The sequence below is a fragment of the Actinomycetospora sp. genome (assembly GCF_036497585.1).
Taxonomy (GTDB): Bacteria; Actinomycetota; Actinomycetes; order Mycobacteriales; family Pseudonocardiaceae; genus Actinomycetospora.
Genome location: NZ_DASXJD010000139.1, coordinates 1 through 16288, shown reverse-complemented (window position 1 = coordinate 16288; position 16288 = coordinate 1). Strand labels below are relative to the sequence as shown.

The 16288-nt window shown below is 77.0% G+C and carries 14 protein-coding genes and 2 pseudogenes; 9 read left to right on the top strand and 7 right to left on the bottom strand.

Features of this window, described 5'->3' with window-relative positions; genetic code table 11:
• Positions 1-3: 3 nt before the first annotated feature.
• Together VGH76_RS13760 and VGH76_RS13755 are read right to left on the bottom strand one after the other, a co-directional pair.
• Entirely contained in the window at positions 4-381 is a 378-nt protein-coding gene (locus VGH76_RS13760) for a hypothetical protein (RefSeq protein ID WP_331557249.1), read from the bottom strand.
• 237 nt (positions 382-618) lie between these two features.
• Positions 619-1053: a VOC family protein gene (locus VGH76_RS13755; RefSeq protein ID WP_331557248.1), complete on the bottom strand. Its 435-nt coding sequence runs from the start codon at positions 1051-1053 to the stop codon at positions 619-621.
• Positions 1054-1229: 176 nt separating this feature from the next.
• On the opposite strand from VGH76_RS13755, the gene VGH76_RS13750 reads away from it, so the two are divergent.
• From VGH76_RS13750 to VGH76_RS13735, 4 genes are read left to right on the top strand one after another with little or no spacing between them, the layout of a single operon-like run.
• On the top strand, positions 1230-3143 hold the full coding sequence (locus tag VGH76_RS13750) for a glycosyltransferase (RefSeq protein WP_331557247.1): 1914 nt from the start codon (positions 1230-1232) through the stop codon (positions 3141-3143).
• Positions 3144-3146: 3 nt separating this feature from the next.
• Positions 3147-4688, top strand: a complete 1542-nt coding sequence (locus tag VGH76_RS13745; RefSeq protein WP_331557246.1) for an oligosaccharide flippase family protein — start codon at positions 3147-3149, stop codon at positions 4686-4688.
• On the top strand, positions 4685-5788 hold the full coding sequence (locus VGH76_RS13740) for a GNAT family N-acetyltransferase (RefSeq protein ID WP_331557245.1): 1104 nt from the start codon (positions 4685-4687) through the stop codon (positions 5786-5788). The genes VGH76_RS13745 and VGH76_RS13740 overlap by 4 nt, the downstream gene beginning before the upstream one ends.
• Positions 5785-7092 carry a glycosyltransferase family 4 protein gene (locus VGH76_RS13735; RefSeq protein WP_331557244.1) on the top strand — a complete coding sequence of 436 codons (1308 nt, stop codon included), beginning with the start codon at positions 5785-5787 and terminating at the stop codon, positions 7090-7092. Before VGH76_RS13740 ends, VGH76_RS13735 begins: the two co-directional genes overlap by 4 nt.
• 62 nt (positions 7093-7154) lie before the next feature.
• Here the strand turns inward: VGH76_RS13735 and VGH76_RS13730 are convergent.
• A pseudogene (locus tag VGH76_RS13730) lies at positions 7155-7727 on the bottom strand (GNAT family N-acetyltransferase); the annotation flags it as partial.
• Positions 7728-8261: 534 nt separating this feature from the next.
• Here VGH76_RS13730 and VGH76_RS13725 point away from each other — a divergent pair.
• The 4 genes from VGH76_RS13725 (at position 8262) to VGH76_RS13710 (ending at position 12664) form a co-directional block, all read left to right on the top strand.
• Positions 8262-8657, top strand: coding sequence for a hypothetical protein (locus VGH76_RS13725; protein ID WP_331557243.1), 396 nt, complete (start codon positions 8262-8264; stop codon positions 8655-8657).
• Positions 8654-10411 (top strand): ArnT family glycosyltransferase, encoded by a 1758-nt coding sequence (locus tag VGH76_RS13720; protein ID WP_331557242.1) that lies wholly within the window; start codon positions 8654-8656, stop codon positions 10409-10411. The genes VGH76_RS13725 and VGH76_RS13720 overlap by 4 nt, the downstream gene beginning before the upstream one ends.
• A 3-nt stretch (positions 10412-10414) precedes the next feature.
• Positions 10415-11770 (top strand): hypothetical protein, encoded by a 1356-nt coding sequence (locus VGH76_RS13715; RefSeq protein ID WP_331557241.1) that lies wholly within the window; start codon positions 10415-10417, stop codon positions 11768-11770.
• Positions 11771-11908: 138 nt separating this feature from the next.
• Positions 11909-12664, top strand: coding sequence for an alpha/beta hydrolase (locus tag VGH76_RS13710; RefSeq protein ID WP_331557240.1), 756 nt, complete (start codon positions 11909-11911; stop codon positions 12662-12664).
• Here VGH76_RS13710 and VGH76_RS13705 read toward each other — a convergent pair.
• On the bottom strand, positions 12642-12911 hold the full coding sequence (locus tag VGH76_RS13705; protein ID WP_331557239.1) for a hypothetical protein: 270 nt from the start codon (positions 12909-12911) through the stop codon (positions 12642-12644). The two genes, VGH76_RS13710 and VGH76_RS13705, sit on opposite strands and share 23 nt — an antisense overlap.
• 325 nt (positions 12912-13236) lie before the next feature.
• Between VGH76_RS13705 and VGH76_RS28005 the strand changes: the two are divergent.
• A pseudogene (locus VGH76_RS28005) lies at positions 13237-13353 on the top strand (ester cyclase); the annotation flags it as partial.
• A gap of 117 nt (positions 13354-13470) precedes the next feature.
• On the opposite strand, the gene VGH76_RS13700 reads toward VGH76_RS28005, so the two are convergent.
• The 3 genes from VGH76_RS13700 to VGH76_RS13690 all read right to left on the bottom strand — a co-directional run.
• Positions 13471-14265 carry a PIG-L deacetylase family protein gene (locus VGH76_RS13700; protein ID WP_331557238.1) on the bottom strand — a complete coding sequence of 265 codons (795 nt, stop codon included), beginning with the start codon at positions 14263-14265 and terminating at the stop codon, positions 13471-13473.
• A gap of 31 nt (positions 14266-14296) precedes the next feature.
• A complete protein-coding gene (locus VGH76_RS13695) occupies positions 14297-14518 on the bottom strand; it encodes a hypothetical protein (protein WP_331557237.1) in 222 nt (73 codons plus the stop codon).
• Positions 14519-14669: 151 nt separating this feature from the next.
• Positions 14670-16288: Hsp70 family protein (locus tag VGH76_RS13690; RefSeq protein WP_331557236.1), on the bottom strand; the 1619-nt coding region annotated here is incomplete at its 5' end.

The following is a 16288-nucleotide window of genomic DNA, read 5'->3' as shown; positions in this document are numbered from 1 at the left end:
CGCTCAGGCCGAGCGGCTGACCAGCGGGCCCGTGTTGATGGCGGGCACGGTCACCTGCAGCCGGTGCGAGGTGACCTGCCAGAACCGCCGGGCGGGGTCGACCAGCCGCCACGTCTCCGCCGCCTCGTGCACCTCGTCCTGGGTGAGCCCTTCCCGCGGCACGACGGTGACGGGCCGGCCGGGACGGGAACCGGGCAGCCAGCGACGGCGCGGCACGGCGGAGGTCCCGGCGTGCGCGGCCCGGCCCGGCGGCGGCTGGGTGCCCAACGCCGCCCCGAGCGCGGCCCAGGCGTCCACGGCGCTGCCGTGCACGCTGACCGTCGTCGGGCCGACACCGTCACCGAGCAGCACGGTGTAGGCGCTGACCGCGTCGTACGTCACGGACCCTCCTCACGCCCCGACCACCGGGGCTCGACTGCGTCCTGACCCAGACAACGGTGCCCGGTCCGACGCAGCCAGCGGACACGCGGGATGTCGCGCCGAACTGAACCGATTCCGCGCCGGGTGGTGCCGCCCATCGAGGCCTCACTCGACAGGACGTACCGCCGGGCGCCCGGTGCCCGAGACGCCGGTCACGGCGCCGACCCTCGCGCCCGCGGCAGGTCCGACTCCCGGCCCTCACCAGGACCCGACGCTCGTCCCGCCCCACTCCTCCGGTGCGACGTCCCGCACCGTCCGGGTCAGCTCCCAGCGATGCCCACCCACGTCCTCGACGACGCCCGCCCGCTCGCCGTACGGATGGGTCACGGGCTCCTGGCGCACGACGGCGCCGGCCTGCCGCGCCCGGGCCATCGCCGCGTCGACGTCGTCGACCCGGAGCTTGATCTCGTGGGTGACCACGGTCGGCGCCACCGGGCTCCGGTCGCCGCCGTCGTCGGCGACGACCACCGCGGCGTCGGTGCCGACCCGCATCTGGGACCGGTGGTCGTCGCCGATCCGCACGATCTCGGAGAACCCGAACGCCGCCTCCAGGAACGCCACGGCGGCGCGCACGTCGCGATAGACGAGCACGGGGGTGACCGTCGGCGGCGGCGCGGAACGGTTCGTGGCCACGGCCGGACGCTACCCGGGCCGCCCCCCGGGGCGCCGCCGCCGGGGGAGAACCCCACCTCGGCCGGAGGGTCGTCCCCGCGCGTCCGGGGGTCCGCTCCATCGTGCGCACGAGCCCCTGACCAGCAGTCTTCCCGGTGTCAACGACGAGCACGACGCACCGGGGAGGACCGACGACCATGCTCACCGCCACTGCCGCCGCGGCACCGACGGCCGCCCCGACGGCGTCCGTCGTCATCCCGACCTACAACGAGGCGGGCAACGTCGGTGAGCTGCTCCGCCGGCTCGCGCAGGCCCTGCCGGCCGGTGCGGAGGTCCTCGTCGTCGACGACTCGACCGACGACACCGCCGCCCTCGCCCGCGCCGCCGCCCCCTTCCTCCCGTTCGCGCTCACGGTGATCCACCGCGACGAGCCCGCGGGCGGGCTGGGCGGGGCGGTCGTCACCGGGCTGCGCGCCGCGCGGGCCGAGTGGGCGGTCGTCATGGACGGCGACCTGCAGCACCCGCCGGCCGTCATCGGCGACCTGCTCGCCGCGGCACCCGGCCACGACGTCGTCGTCGCCACCCGCTACGCCGCGGGCGGGGACGGCTCGGGCCTCGGCTCGCCGTACCGCCACGCGGTCTCGCGCGGCTCCAAGGTGCTCGCGGCGCGGCTGCTGGGCGGGGCGGTGGCGCGGATGAGCGACCCGCTCTCCGGCTTCTTCGCGGTGCGCCGCGCCGCGCTCGACCTCGACGCCGTCGACCCGATCGGCTACAAGATCCTCCTCGAGCTCGTCGTGCGCTCGGGCCTCGAGCGCATCGCCGAGGTCGGATTCACCTTCGCCGCGCGGCACGCCGAGGAGTCGAAGTCGACCGCCCGCGAGGGGCTGCGCTTCCTACGCCACCTGCGGGTCCTGCGGGCCGCACAGCGGGTCGTCACCCCGGCCGCCGCGCCGATCCGCCTGGACGACCACCGTCGCGACCGGTCCGCCGGCCCCCGCCTGGACGTCCTCGTCGTCACCAGCGAGGCGCCGCCGATCGTCTCGGGCATCTCCCGCTGCGTGCACCGCCTCACCGTCGGGCTGCGCGAGCGCGGGCACCGCGTCGACGTCCTCTCCTCGGTCCAGATGCCTCGCCTGATGCTCGGCGAGTACCGCTTCTCGCCCCTCGTCGCCTACTGGCGCCGGGTCGGGGAGCTGCTCGAGCAGTACGACGTCGTCAACCTCCACGGCCCGGTGCCGACGATGAGCGATGTCGTGCTCCTGCTCGCCGGCGCGCGGCGCGGCACCCCGATCCTCTACACCCACCACAGCGCACTCGCGGTGCGCGGCGCGGAAACGGCGTCGCGGCTCTACAACCGCCTCCACCGGGTGCTCTCCGGCCGCGCCGACCGCATCCTCACCACCTCGGAGCACTACGCCGCTCTGGAGCGTCGCGCCGACGGGCCGCCGGTCGAGGTCGTGCCGTGGGGCGTCGACGTCCGGCCGCGCCCGCTGCGCCCGCACCGGGACGAGGCCCCGCTGAAGGTCCTCTTCGTCGGGCAGATGCGCCCGTACAAGGGCCTGGAGTGGCTGATCCCGGCCGTGGCCGGCCGCCCCGGGCTGGAGCTGACCCTGGTCGGTGACGGAGCGCATCGTCACGAGTACGAGACCCTTGCCGGTTCGGCCCGGAACGTCCTGTTCACGGGCCGCATCTCCGACGACGATCTGCACCGTGCGTACGACACGCACGACGTCGTCGTCCTCCCCTCGGTCACCCAGGCGGAGGCGTTCGGGCTCGTCGTGCTCGAGGGGATGGCGGCCGGGTGCGTCCCGGTGGTCTCCGACCTGCCCGGGGTGCGCGACCTCGTGTCCGACACCGGGCCCGTCGTCCCGACCCGCGACGCAGCCGCCCTCGCCGCCGCGCTCGACGGCCTCGCCGCCGACCGCCCCCGCCTCGCCGCGCTGGGCCACCGCGCCCGCCGCCGCGCCGAGGGGCTGGGCTGGGACACCTGCGTCGAGCGCTACGAGGCCGCCATGATCGCGACGGTCGCCTCCCGCGGCCGGGTTCTGCGCAGCGTCCCGACGACGGCGCCCGTGGCCGCCGTCCCGGCCGACGTCACCCGGGCGGGCTGAGGCATGGTCCCGACGACGACGGACGCCCCCCGGCCCGCGCTCGGCCGGCCCCTGCTCGATCGACTCCGCGCCGCGCGCGGCGCGGGCGGCGGGAGCCTCGTCCTGCTCGCCGCGCTCGCCGGCACCGCCGCGCTGAACTACGGGCTCGGTCTCGCGCTGGCCTGGCTGCTCCCCACCGAGCAGTTCGGCGCCGTCGGAATCCTGCTCAACCTGCTGCTGCTGGCGACGTCGGTGCTCGCCGCCGGCTTCCCGTGGGCCCTCGCCCGCGAGGTCGCCCGCGCCGACGACGCCGCCGCGACCGCCCCGGTGCTGCGGGTGGCGCTGATCGGGAACGTCGCACTGGGCCTGGTGCTCGGCGCCGGCTTCGCCGGGGTGCAGCTCACGACCGGGGCCATCCTGCCGGGCGTCGGGCCGGTCCCGACGCTGCTGGCGGCGGCCACGATCGTCGTGCTCGCCCTGGTCGCGGTGCTCGTCGGGGCGCTGCAGGGGGCCCGCCGCTTCGACGGGGTCGGCGCCGCGCGGGTCGCCGAGATCGTCGTCAAGGTGGTGCTCGCCCTCGTCGTCGTCGGGCTGCTGGGGTCGGTGGTCGACGGGGTCGTGGGGGTCGCCGCCGCGTTGCTCGTCGCCGCGTGCGTGTCGGCCGTGGTCGCGTTCCTCGCGCTGGCCGACCGCCTGCCGCGCGGCGCCCGACGGACCGGGCGCCCGACGAGTGGGATGGGCGCCTTCGCCGCCGCCGTCCCGATGGCGGTCAGCACGACCGCGTTCGGCCTCATGGGCACCCTCGACGTGCTCGCCCTCGGCGCCCTGGGCCGCGGGGCCGGCGTGACGCTCGCCGTCGTCGGCGTCTACCAGGCGGGTGCCGTGCTCGCCCGCGCCCCGTTCTTCGTCGGCTCGGCACTCTCCGACGCGGTGTTCCCCTTCATCGCCGGCGCCCCCACCCTCGCCGCGGCGCACGCCCGCCTGGTGAGCGCGCTGCGCTGGGTGCCGCTGGTGCTGGTGCCCTGCCAGCTCGTGCTGCTCGTCACGCCCGGCCCGGTGCTCGACGTCGTCCTGCCCGGCGCCTACACCGACGCCGCGGGCGTCGTCCGCGTCCTGACCCTCGGCACCACCGGCCTGCTGCTCGCGGACATGCTGCTCAAGGCCCTGTTCGCCCGCGGGATGGCGACGGCGGTGGCGGCGCGGGTCCCGGTCGCGGTGGCGCTCCAGGTCGCGGCGCTCGTCGTGCTCGTCCCGCGGGTGGGGGCGCTCGGCGCGGCCTGGTCCTTCGCGGTCGGCACCTGGTCGACGGTGGCCCTGCTCGGGGCGCTCTACCTGGCGCGCTTCCGGCCCCCGGCACCTGCCCGCGGACCCGTCGTGCGCTGGACCGGGGCCGTCGCGGTCCTCGCCGGCGCGCTCGCGGTGGCCGGGACCCTCCCGACGCCGGCTGCCCTCGCCGTCGTCGTCGGCGCCCTGGGCGCCTACGTCGTGCTCGCCCTCTCCCTCGGCCTCGTCCCGGCCGAGGTCACCGCCCTCCTGCGTCGCATCCCCACCGAGGTGACCCGATGACCCCGCCGACCCGCGAGCGCACTCGCGCCGTCGTGACCCCCGTGCCCCGTGACGTGTGGCGGGAGGTCCACGCGGCCGACCCGGATGCCGTCGTGACCCAGTCCCCGGAGTGGCTCGACGGCCTCACCACCCGCGGCTACACCGACGCGAGCCGGCTCTACGAGCTCGCCGACGGCCGCCGCCTGGTGCTGCCGCTGGTCGCGCGGCGGCGGGCGGGGGTGACGGTCAGCGAGGAGTCGTGGCCCTACGGCTGGGGCTACGGGGGCGCGCTCGTCGAGGGCGGCGACCTCACCGTCGAGCACGCCCGGCTCGTCCTCGACGACCTGCGTGGCCGCCCCGCCGTGCTGCGCGCCCTCACCCCGATGCCGCTGCGCGGCGCAGTGTGGGACGAGGCGGCCGGTCCGGCCGCGATCCGGGTCGCGTACACCTCGCAGGTCGTCGACCTCGGCGTCGGGTGGGACCAGCTCTGGGAGAAGGGGTTCAAGCGCCAGGCCCGCAACTCGGTGCGCAAGGCCGAGCGGTTCGAGCTCGACGTGCGCCGCGAGGACGGCACCACGGCGACCGGCCCGGACGGGCGCGGCCTCGCGGTGTTCCGCGACCTGTACGCGCAGTCGGTCGACCGGTGGGCCGAGCAGCGCGGCCAGCCCCTCGCGCTGGCACGCCGGCTCGCGGCCCGCCGCGATCGCCCCGGCCAGGTCGCGGCCGCCGCGGCCGCGCTGGGCGAGCGGTGCGCGGTGTGGTCGGTGCTACGCGACGGCGAACCGGTGGCGGTCAACGTCGTCCTGACGAGCGACAACCACACCCTGGGCTGGATGTGCGCCATGGACACCACCGGCATCGCCCGCGAGACCCTCGCGACCTACCTGCTGCACTCGCTGGCCATCCGGGACGCCTGCGAGCACGGGGTGCGCTGGTTCCACATGGGGGAGTCCGACGCCGGGTCGGGGCCGGAGCACTTCAAGCGGTACTTCGGGGCGGTGCCGGTCGACTACGCGTCGCTGCGCTTCGAGCGGCTCCCGCTATCCCGGGCCGAGCAGGCCGCCCGGCGGGCGTACGGCGCGGTGTCAGCGCTGCGGTCGCGAGGGCGGTCGTCGTCGTGAGCCCGGCGCGGCGACGTCGGGTCGTACTGTCGATCTACGACGACCTCGGCAACCCGCACTACGGCGGGGGCGGTGCCGCGGTGGTCGCCCGGGTGGCGGCCCGGCTGGCCGTCGAGCACGACGTCACGGTGTACTGCGGCTCGTACCGCGGCGCGGTGTCGGGGTGGCGCGACGGCGTCCGGTACGTCCACCTGCCCGTCGGGTGGGCCGGGCCGCGCGGCGGGCAGATCCTGTTCACGCTGCTCGTGCCGCTGATGGCGCTCGTCGTGCGGCCCGACGTGTGGATCGAGAGCCTCACGCCGCCGGTGTCGGCGAGCCTGCTGCCGCTGGTGGCGCGCTGCCCCGTCGTCGGGCTGGTCCAGATGCTCTGCGGGGCCGACATGGCGCGCCGGTACGGGCTGCCCTTCGAGGCCGTCGAGCGGCGCGGGCTCGCCCTCTACCGGCACTTCGTGGTGCTCAACGATGTCGACGCGCGCCTGGTCGGCGCCGCCAGCCCGCGGGCCCGGGTCACGGTGATCCCGAACGGCCTCGACCTGCCCGCCGAGGTCACCGACGCCGCCGACGGGCCCGTGCTCTTCCTCGGGCGCGTCGACGTGCGGCAGAAGGGGCTCGACCTGCTCCTCGCCGCGGTCCGGGAGGACCCGACGCTGCGCCTCGACGTCGCGGGGTCCGGCACCCCCGCCGAGGAGGCCCGCCTGGCTGAGCTCGCCGCCGGGCTCGGGGACCGGGTGCGGCTGCTCGGCCGGGTGGACGGCGAGGCTAAGGAGGAGCTGCTGCACGGCTGCTCGCTGATGGTGGTGCCCTCGCGCTACGAGACGTTCTGCCTGACCGCGCTCGAGGCCATGGCGCACGGCCGGCCGGTGGTCACCTTCGACCTCGAGCGGCTCGGCTGGATCGGGCCGGGGGCCGGGCTCACCGTCCCGGCGTTCGACGCCGCCGCCCTCGGGGCCGCGATCCGCCGGCTGTCCGATGACCGCGCGCTGCGCACCGAGCTCGGCCGCGGCGCCCGGGCCCGCAGCCTCGCGTTCGACCGCCGCGACGTCGAGGCCCGTTACGACGCGCTCGTCGCCGACCTGCTCGGGCCCGACCGCGCGTCGTCGCCCGACCGCGCGTCGTCGCCCGACCGCGCGGCGGCGCCGGACCGCGCGGCGGCGCCGGACCGCGCGGCGCCGCCCGGGCGCCAGCGGTTGCGCAGCGCGGAGAGCCGCGCGCGGGTGTCGTCGGAGAGCCGGCCGACGGCCTCGGCGCGCAGCCGCGCCGCGCTCGCCAGGGCGGCGCGGTGGGCGGGGCCGGTGAGGCGATGACCGAAGACCTGGAGCCGGACCTGCTCCCGGGTGCCGCTGGCGAGGTCGGCCTTGTAGGACTCGGCGTCCCCGAGCAGGTCCAGCCGCGCGATCTGCGGGTCCTCGCAGCACAGGTCGACGAGGTGGTGGGTGAGGACGACGCCGGGCCCCAGCTTCGCGAGCTCGTCGTCCATGCCGAGCTTGAGGAAGTACAGGGTGTCGCCCTGGCGCAGGCAGTAGCCGAAGGCGACCGACCGGCCGTCGACCCGCAGGTGCACCAGCCGCAGCAGCCCCGCCGCGGCGGCCCACCGGGCGCCCTCGGTGTAGAAGCGGACGTTCGCGGGCGCGGAGAGCACCGCGGACCCGGCGGCGAGCTTCCAGGGGCGCGCCTCGAGCCGGAACCCCTCGTCGAGCACCGATCCCAGGTCCTCGCCGTCCTCCCGGACGTCGAGCACCACCTCGCCGGCGTCGGCCATTCGGTGGCGCAGCCGGCGCAGCCCGTGGCGGCGGTTCTTCGACAGGCGGCGCAGGAACGACGCCGGGTCGCCGGTGGTGTCGATCCAGGGCGAGGCGCAGACGGGGCGCTCCAGCGACGGTGCCCCGGCCCGGCGGGCGGCGTCGCGTAGCGCCGTGGTCGCGGGGGCGTCGGCGGGCATCGCCGACAGGTCCACGGTGGTGCCGGCGTGCAGGAGGCGGTCGGCGAGCTCGACGGCGGCGTCGGCGTCGGCGAGGACGGGGGCGAAGAGCGCCGTCTCGTGGTTGGTGGGGGAGCGCAGCCCGAGCGGGCCGGGCAGGACCGGGAGGACCCCGACGAGCTCGCCGCCGCGCTCGAGGGTGAGCAGGCGCAGGTCGTCGGCCCTGCCGAACGCGTCCGCCCAGGCGCCGAGCCAGCCGGGGCGGACGAACGGGGAGGCCCCCGACGCGACGGCGAGCGCGTCCCAGCGCGCGCGGAGGTCGGGGTCGGGAGCGCGCAGGTCGCGGCGCACGGCCGCGGACGCTAGTGCCCCGGCGGGGCCCTGACCAGCGACCTCGCGCTGCGTCGCCACGCGGTCGCGGGGGGTGGCACGACCCGGAACCCGGGGGAGAACCCCACCGGGCCGGAGGGTCGACACCATCGGCCCGCAGGCCCCGTGTTGCGACGCTCGACGGGTCGGTCCACCCGGGACCGCGCCGAGGTCGAGGAGACTCCCATGGCCGCCATCGCCGACCGCTTCCCGGTCGAGCCGACCGTGAAGCTCCGGAGGCGTCCGGCTGCTCGGCCGACCGCGTCGCCGGAGCGCCCGTCGGAGCGCCCTCCGGAGCACACGAACGGCCGGTCGGTGACCTTCGAAGGTGCCGAACCGGCCGTTCGTACGACCCCGCCGCGACCTGTCTCCGCGCCGGTGCACCCGGCCACTCCGGCCCGGCACCGGGCCGACACCGGGTGGGGCTACCCGTCGCCCTCGGCGTACCCGCGGACGCCCGTCCCGCCGTGGGCCGCGCAGGCCCCCGCCGGGCTCGCGACGCCGTCCGGCCCGCTCGCCGGCCCCATCTACACCACCGGCCCGACCGCCCTCGACGCCCTGCTGCGGCGGTGGTTGCCGTGAACGCCGGCGAGTATCCCCGGCTGAGCCGCGAGTTCGGGTGGCCGGCCGACGACGTGACCCGGCGTCACCGCATCCCGGGCCGCCCCGCCGGACCGGCCGCCCGGCCGGTGGGCCCCCCGCCGGGTCCGCGCCCCGGCGGACCGGCGCTGCGGCCGCCGCCGGCTTCGACCGTCTGCCACGCCCCCGCGGCGCCGGCGATGACCTCGATCATCCGGCCCTCCCAGAGGGGCTGGACGGGCCGGCTCACGATCGGGCGGACGTGGCCCCTGACCGTGCTGATCGGACTGATCGCCCTCGCGGTCCGCGCGATCGGGCTGGGCCGGGCGAACGACCTGTTCGTCGACGAGCTGATCTACGCGCAGATCGGGGACTCGGTCGCCCACGGTCGGATCCCGACCTTCCAGGGGACCCACTTCTACCTGCACCCCATCGGCTCGTTCCTCCTCGACGCCGTGTTCCTCAAGCTCTTCGGCCTCGGGTCGCTGCCGCCGATGGACCTCGTCTACGCCTTGCGCTGGCTGACCGCGCTCCTGGGTGCGGTCACCGTCGTGCTCGGCTTCCGGCTGCTGCGCAAGGTCGTCCCGCTCCCGATCGCCCTCGGGGGTGCCGCGGTCCTGGCGTTCGACCCGTTCATCCTGCGCAACGACAGCCGCGTCATGCTCGAGACCCCGGCGACGATGTGGACCCTCGGCGCGTGGCTGCTGCTCCTCGGCGTCCTCACCAACCCCGCCACCCCGCGGGTGCGGCGCTGGCGCGAGGTCGGGGTGGGGGTCATCTTCGGGCTGGCGCTCACCACGAAGGACATGACGGCGATCCAGATCCTGGTCCCGCTGGCCGCCGCGGTGATCTGGCGCCGCACCCTGGCGCCGGCCCAGGCGGGCCGGATCGTGCTCGGATCGCTGCTGCCCTACACGGTGCTGATCGCGGTCGTGGCCGCCACGGGCGACCTCGGCGAGTGGGGTTCGCAGAAGCTCGGCGGGCTCCGCCGCCTCATCGGCCTGGACCAGATGACCGGGTTCCACGCGAGCAACGTGAGCCTCGTCGGCCGGCTCGTCGCCGAGCTCTCCCGCTTCGGCACCAGCTACGTCCTGCTGGGCCTGTGCCTGTTCGCCGGGCTCGGGACGGTGTTCGCGAAGTCGACGGCCCGGCGGTTGATGGGCCTGATCGGCGTGGCCACCGGCCTGTTCGGGGTGTACTCAGTCGTCGCCGGGGCGCTGGAGGAGCAGTTCGGCTACTACACCGTGGTGGTCGCCGTCGTCGTGTCGGCCACCTCGATCGCCGAGCTGCGCGACCGGCGACGGACCCTGCGTCGACCCCTCGCGATCGCCGCCTCGGTGTTCGTCGCGGCGACGCTCTGCCTCGGGGTCTCGGCACGCCTCACCGTCGACGACACCTTTCCGCAGGCCCGGGCGTGGATGGCGACGAACCTGCCGGCCGACGCCCGGGTCGGGCTGACCGGCCCGGTCGCGCAGCTGGCGTTCCCGCCCCGCGACGGGTGGGGGGACTGGCCGAGCCTGACCCAGCTGCGCGACAACAACGCGCAGTACGTCCTGACGTCCTCGCAGCCCCTGGCGCAGGGGTACGGCGACGCCGCCCCGCAGATGCTGACGTGGATGACCCAGCACGCCCGGCCGCTGTACACCGCGCACGGCCCCAGCAACGGCGACACCACGGTCTGGCAGGTCGACCGGCCCGCGCTCGACGCGGCCGTCGCGGCCGGCCAGGACGTCCCGCCGGTCTCCGAGAGCGGGTGAGTCGTGCGCACGCGATGGTGGCCGACCGGGATCGGCGTGGTGGTGGCGCTCGTCGTGGCCCTGCTGACGGGCTGCGGGTCGGTCGGCGCCTCGGCGGCCGACCGCCCGGCCTTCGGGGTCCTCGGGTCGTCCTGCCGGCCGGACCGCGTGGCGGCCCTCCACGAGGCCGGCGCCCGGACGGCCATGACCGAGCTGCAGTGGGCGCGGGCCGAGCCCGCACCCGGCGTCGTCGACGAGGCGTACCTGGCGTCGGTGCGGACCCGGGTCGAGACCTGCGCCGCGGGCGGACTGTGGGTGGTCCTCGGCCTGGGCCTGCACAACCCGCCGTCGTGGGTGCTCGGACTGCCGTCGGCGAGCTACCGCGACCAGGACGGCCGCGGCTCCTCCTCCGGCGAGGCCGACCTCGTGTTCTCCGCGGCGGCCCGGGAGGCGGCCAGTGGCTACCTGCGCGCCGTCGCCGGGGCGGGCGTGCTCACCCGTGTCAGCGCCGTGCGGCTCGCCGGGGAGCTGGGCTACCCCGCCGCCGAGCCGGACGCGACGCGGACGGCGTTCTGGGCCTTCGACGACGCCGCCCAGGGCGGCCCCGGCCGGGCGGACGGGGTCGAGCCCTCGCCGATGCCGGGCTGGCGCCCCGGATCCCCGACGTGGCAGGGCGAGCCGGTGAGCGCGGACGCCGTCGACGGTTGGTACGACTGGTACACGGGTTCGCTGGTGGACTCGGTCGTGTGGGTCGCCGACGCGGTGCGCGAGCTCGGCTTCACCGGCGACCTCCAGGTCCCGCTGGCCGGCCGCGGGGTGCTGCCCGAGGACCGCCGGGCGGCGACGGACGGCCTGCTCGACGGCCGCGCGGACCCGGACGGTTCGCTCGGCAAGGGGCTCGACTACCCGGCGCAGTTCCGGGTCCTCGCCGACCTCGACGCCCGGCTGCGGGCCCAGCGGACGCCCGCCCGGGCGCTCGTCGACTTCACCAGCCTCGACGACGACAGCGCCGTCCGGGCCCGGGCCACCCACCAGGACAGCTGCCGCCCCGACGACACCCCCGCCTCGCTCACCGCGGCCGGGCTGGACCGGGGCGCGACCCAGCGCTGGACGATCGCCCTCGCCCGGGCCGCGGGCCTCGGGGTCGTCGCCGAGAACCCGGGGCCGCCGGATCTGCCGAACACCGGCGGCACGGCCCGGTCGGACAGCGAGGCGGCGCAGATGGTGCAGGCGGGGCGCTACGCCCGCGAGTGCGGCCTGGACGCCTGGTACCTGGCGTTCGAGGACCAGCTCTTCGAGCCCGGCTCGGGGATCGACGTGGCGTCCTACGGGCGGGTGGTGCGCGGGAATTCGGTGGAGGGCCCGACGCCGGGCGGCTAGCGTCCTGCCCCGACCGCGGCACGGCAGGAGGAGGTGAGCCCCATGGACGGATCGACGTGGGTGCTCCCCGCGGTGGTCGCGGTCGGGTGACGGGTGTCGCCGGGAGCGCCGATCAGGCACTCCCGGAGGGCGACAGCCATGTCCACACTGCGTTTCACCACCGACACCACCGTCGACGGCGTCCGCGAGCGCGAGTTCGCGCTCGACGACGTCCCCGGTCTCCTCTTCTCGCCCGCCTCCGGCGCGGGCGGCCCGCTCGTGCTGCTGGGGCACGGCGGCGGCACCCACAAGCGCTGGCCCCGCTTCGTCGGGCGGGCCCACCGACTCGTCCTCGACGGCGGGTTCACCGTCGCCGCCCTCGACGCGCCGGGCCATGGCGACCGTCCCCGCACCCCCACCGACGAGCGGGAGGTCGCGGCGCTGCGGCGGGTGCAGGCGGCCGGCGAACCGATCGGGCCCGTCGTCGAGCGGTACAACCTCGACATCGCGCGGCGGTCCGTGCCGGAGTGGCGGGCGGCCCTGGACGCGCTCGCGGCGCTGCCGGAGATCGGCCCGGACGGTCCGGTCGGCTGGTTCGGCACCAACATGGCCACCGCGATCGGGATCCCGCTGCTCGCGGCCGAGCCGAGGATCACCGCGGCGGTCCTCGGCCAGTTCTGGCCCGGTCCGCTCGAAGAGACCGCCCGGCGCGTGACCGTGCCCGTCGAGTTCGTGCTCCAGTGGGACGACGAGTTCATCTCCCGCGAGTCCGGTCTCGCCCTGTTCGACGCCCTGGGCTCGACGGAGAAGTCGCTGCACGCCAACGCCGGGCGGCACATGGAGCTGCCCCGGTTCGAGGCCGACAGCGCGGTGCGGTTCTTCGTCCGGCACCTCAGCGCCAGATCGACAGGGTGATGCCGCGGAGTCGCTCGCTGAAGACGCCGTCGGGGAGGGCCTCGGCGACGAGGGCCCGCAGTGCGACGCCGAAACGGTCGAGGTCCGCGCCGAAGACGCACGGCGCGGGGCTCGAGAGCGAGTAGATCGAGGCGCGGACCGCGCGGGCGAGCTCGGGAACGCCGTCCGGCGCCGTCTGGCGTCCGGCCGAGTGGGTAGAACGGCGCGCTGCCGATGGAGAGGCCCAGGACCAGCCTGAGGTGGGCACGGCTCCCATCCTCGCGGTCCCGCGTTCGCCGAGGGGACGCTCGTGCACGCCGGACCGGGCCCCGCGGGTGCATGAGCGTCTCCTCGGCGAACGCCGCCCTCGGACGGGGCGGGACCTCCGCTTCTGCTGTCCGGCCGTCCCCGGCCAAGACCGTTCTCCTGGAGCGGATCCGAGGCCTGGGCGTCCGGGTCCGCTACGCCCGGTGAAGGTGTCGACGTAGGCCCGGACCACCGCGCGGAGCCGCTCCTGGGGGTCGTCGTGACCGGCGGCGACGGCGCGGAGGGCGCACCCCGAGCGGCCGGCCGAGTTCTGGGACCCGGCGACGCTGGCCGAGGCGCAGGACGTCCACACGATGCTGACCACGGGGTTCCCCGACCTGCAGATCGCGGTCGAGGACCTGGTGGCCGAGGGCGACCGGGTGGTGGTGCGGCCGATGTTCCGCGGGACCCACCGTCGAGTTCGGCGCGATCCGGATCTACCAGGTCGTCGACGGCGTGGTCGTCGACACCTGGGCCCACCAGGACTCGATCGGGCTCGCCCGCCGGCTGCGGGAGTGAGCTCAGCGCGTCCAGTAGGTCTCGGGCCGACGGGGGACGACCCCGGAGGGGAACAGCGCGTCGACCTGGGTGGCGTAGCCGCGGACGAGCGCGTCCTTCGCGTCGAGGCCCTCGTCGAACGACCACGGCCGCAGGCCCTCGCGGCGCAGGAACGCCGCGTCGGGGTCGTGGTCGAGCGCGTAGGGGAAGTCGGAGAACCACACGACGGGGCCGGGCCAGGCGAGGCCGAGGTCGCGGGTGAGGAGGTGGTCGACGTGGCGCCCGACGCCGAGCGGGCACAGCAGCAGGTCCGCCTCCCCGGCGCGGGCGGCGATCCGGGCGGCGAGCTCGGCGCGCAGCGCCCGGTCGCCGCGGGAGACCCGGCCGCGGGCGATGTCGAAGCGGAACGTCGGGTAGCGGTGGAGGAGCTCGGGCACGAGCCGCCCGACCCCGGCGAGCGCCGTGGGGACGTCGCGGCGGCGGAACAGCGCGTCGGTCAGCCCGAGGTGCTCGGGTCGCGCCCCGAGGCTCCCGACGACGGCGCGGTCCTCGGCCCGGCGGGCCCGGAAGAGCGTCGCGGCGTCGGGGTGCGCGCACTGGCGCAGGAAGGAGCGGGCGGCGCGGCCGTGCGGGCCGTCGGTGGCCTCGGTGAAGAGCGTGAGGACGGTGATCTCGCTGCGGGGCGCGAGCTCACCGAGCAGGGCGCCGCAGGACAGGACGGCGTCGTCGAGGTGGGGGGACAGGACGAGGCAGCGGGCTCCGGTGTCGAGCGCGGCGCGCACCGGCGCGGGCGCGCGGGCGGAGGTCGGGGCGGACACGGCGGGCTCCTCGTCGCGCGGGTCGGGGTGCTCAGGCGGCCAGGGCCTCGGCGCCCGTGCCGGTGAGCAGCGCGGGGCCGGCGGTCTGGGTCGCGAGCAGCCCGGCGGCGCGCAGACGGGCGGCGACGAACTGGTCGGCGCAGGGCAGGCCGTCGATGAGCAGGCGGCCGGCGACGACGGTGCCGCGTCCGGCGGCGACGGCGGCGAGGACGGCGCGGTCGCGACGGCTGAGCTGATCGAGAGTGGTGGTCATCGTGGGCTCCGGGAGGGCGGTGGGGGTCGTCTCGGTGACGGCTCCCAGCGTGTCCGCCGCACCCGGTCGGGCGCGGTGGAGCGGGCCCCACGACGGCGGGTGCGGTCCCTGCGGTCGCGGTGGGGTCAGCCCCACCCCGGCCCGGGGACGCTCAGAGGATCCCGGTGATCAGCAGCACGGCGGCGACGAGGACGAGCAGCACGACGACGCCCGCGCCGACGAGCAGCCCGGTGCGGCTCCGCCCCGTCCGGGAGGGGGCCTCGGGCGGGGCTGGCGGGACCGGGCCCGTGCCCGGGGGCGGCCCGGGGTAGGGGCCGGGACGGCCCGGCGGGGGGCCACCGGGCTGCCCCGGGGGACCCGCGGGCGGCAAGGGCCGGCCCGGGCGCGGGCCGGGAGGACCCTGGCGGCCCTGCGCGGGGAAGCTCCCGCTCGGGATCCCGGGGCGGGCCGGTGGCCGGCGCGGGGGCGGGGCCTGGGCCGGTGGCCCGCCGGGGCGGGGCGGGGGAGCCCCCGCCGGCTGCGCCCGGGTACTGCCGGGCGAGGACCGGACGACGGTGGTGTTTGCCTCGTCGGATGAGGGGCGGGTGGCCTCGGTGGGTTGCTCGGTGGCGGGCGAGGTGCGCGTGACGGTGGTCTTCGCCTCCTCGCCGGGGTCGAAGCGGGTGACGGTGGTGGCCGACTCGTCGCCGCCGGCTCCGGTCTCGGCCCCGGCCGTGGGCTCGTCGGCCCGCGGCGCCACGCGGCCGTCGACCAGCGGGGGCCGCACGACGGCGGTGGGTTCCTGGTCCCGCGCGTCGGGGGGTGCGGCCGGTTTCTCCGGCGGCTCCGGTGGGGCCTCCGGGGGCGGCGTCGGCCCGGCGGGGGCCTTCGCCGCGGCCGCCTCCCGGGCGCCGGCCTCCTGCGCGCCGGCCCCTCCGGCGCCCGCCCGGGACGAGCGGTCCTTCCCCGACAGCGCCAGTCCGAGCCCTCGGGTCACCCGCGTGACCGACGGCGCCGCGGCCTGCGCGGCCCGCGCCGCGCCCATCGCCACCACGTGCTCCGGACGGCGCTCGGCGATCACCCGGAGCCCGAGCTGCTCGGCGACGGTCCGCGCGACCAGGGGCACCCGCGACGAGCCCCCGATCAGCAGCACCGCGGTGGGGCGCACCGGTGAGGTCTCGACCGCCCGGCCCAGAGCCTCCACGCTGCGGGCCACCGCCGGCCGGATCCGTTCCTCGAACGCGCCGCGCGACACCGTGACGTCGGTGTGGCGACCCGGGAGCAGGACCGACACCTCGGCCTCGTCGTCGGCCGACAGCGCCTCCTTGGCCGCGACGGCGTCCTGACGCAGCCGGGTCAGGGCGGTCGCGCTGGACTCGTCGTCGGGGTCCAGATCGGCGAGCAGCCCGCCGGTGGCCTCGTCGACCAGCGCGATCACGGCCTCGTCGAGATCCACCCCGCCGAGTCGCTCGATCGCCACCGGCGCCCCGAGCAGCTCGACGTCCTCGCCGCGCCGCGTGAGCACGGCCGCCTCGAACGAGCTGCCGCCGAGGTCGTAGACGGCGAGCGCGGCGCCCTCGTCGAGCCCGTGGACGGCGCGGTGGTGGTGGCCCGCGGCCTCGGGGTCGGACATCGTCACGGCGTCCTCGAGGCCGGCGGCGACGGCGACGTCCTCGAACAGCCCGCGGCGGTAGGGCCCCCAGCTCGCCGGGTGGGTGAGCACGACCCGGCGGGGGGCCTCGCCGCGGACCGCCGCGCCGCGGGCGAGGACGTCGCGCAGGATCGCGGCGA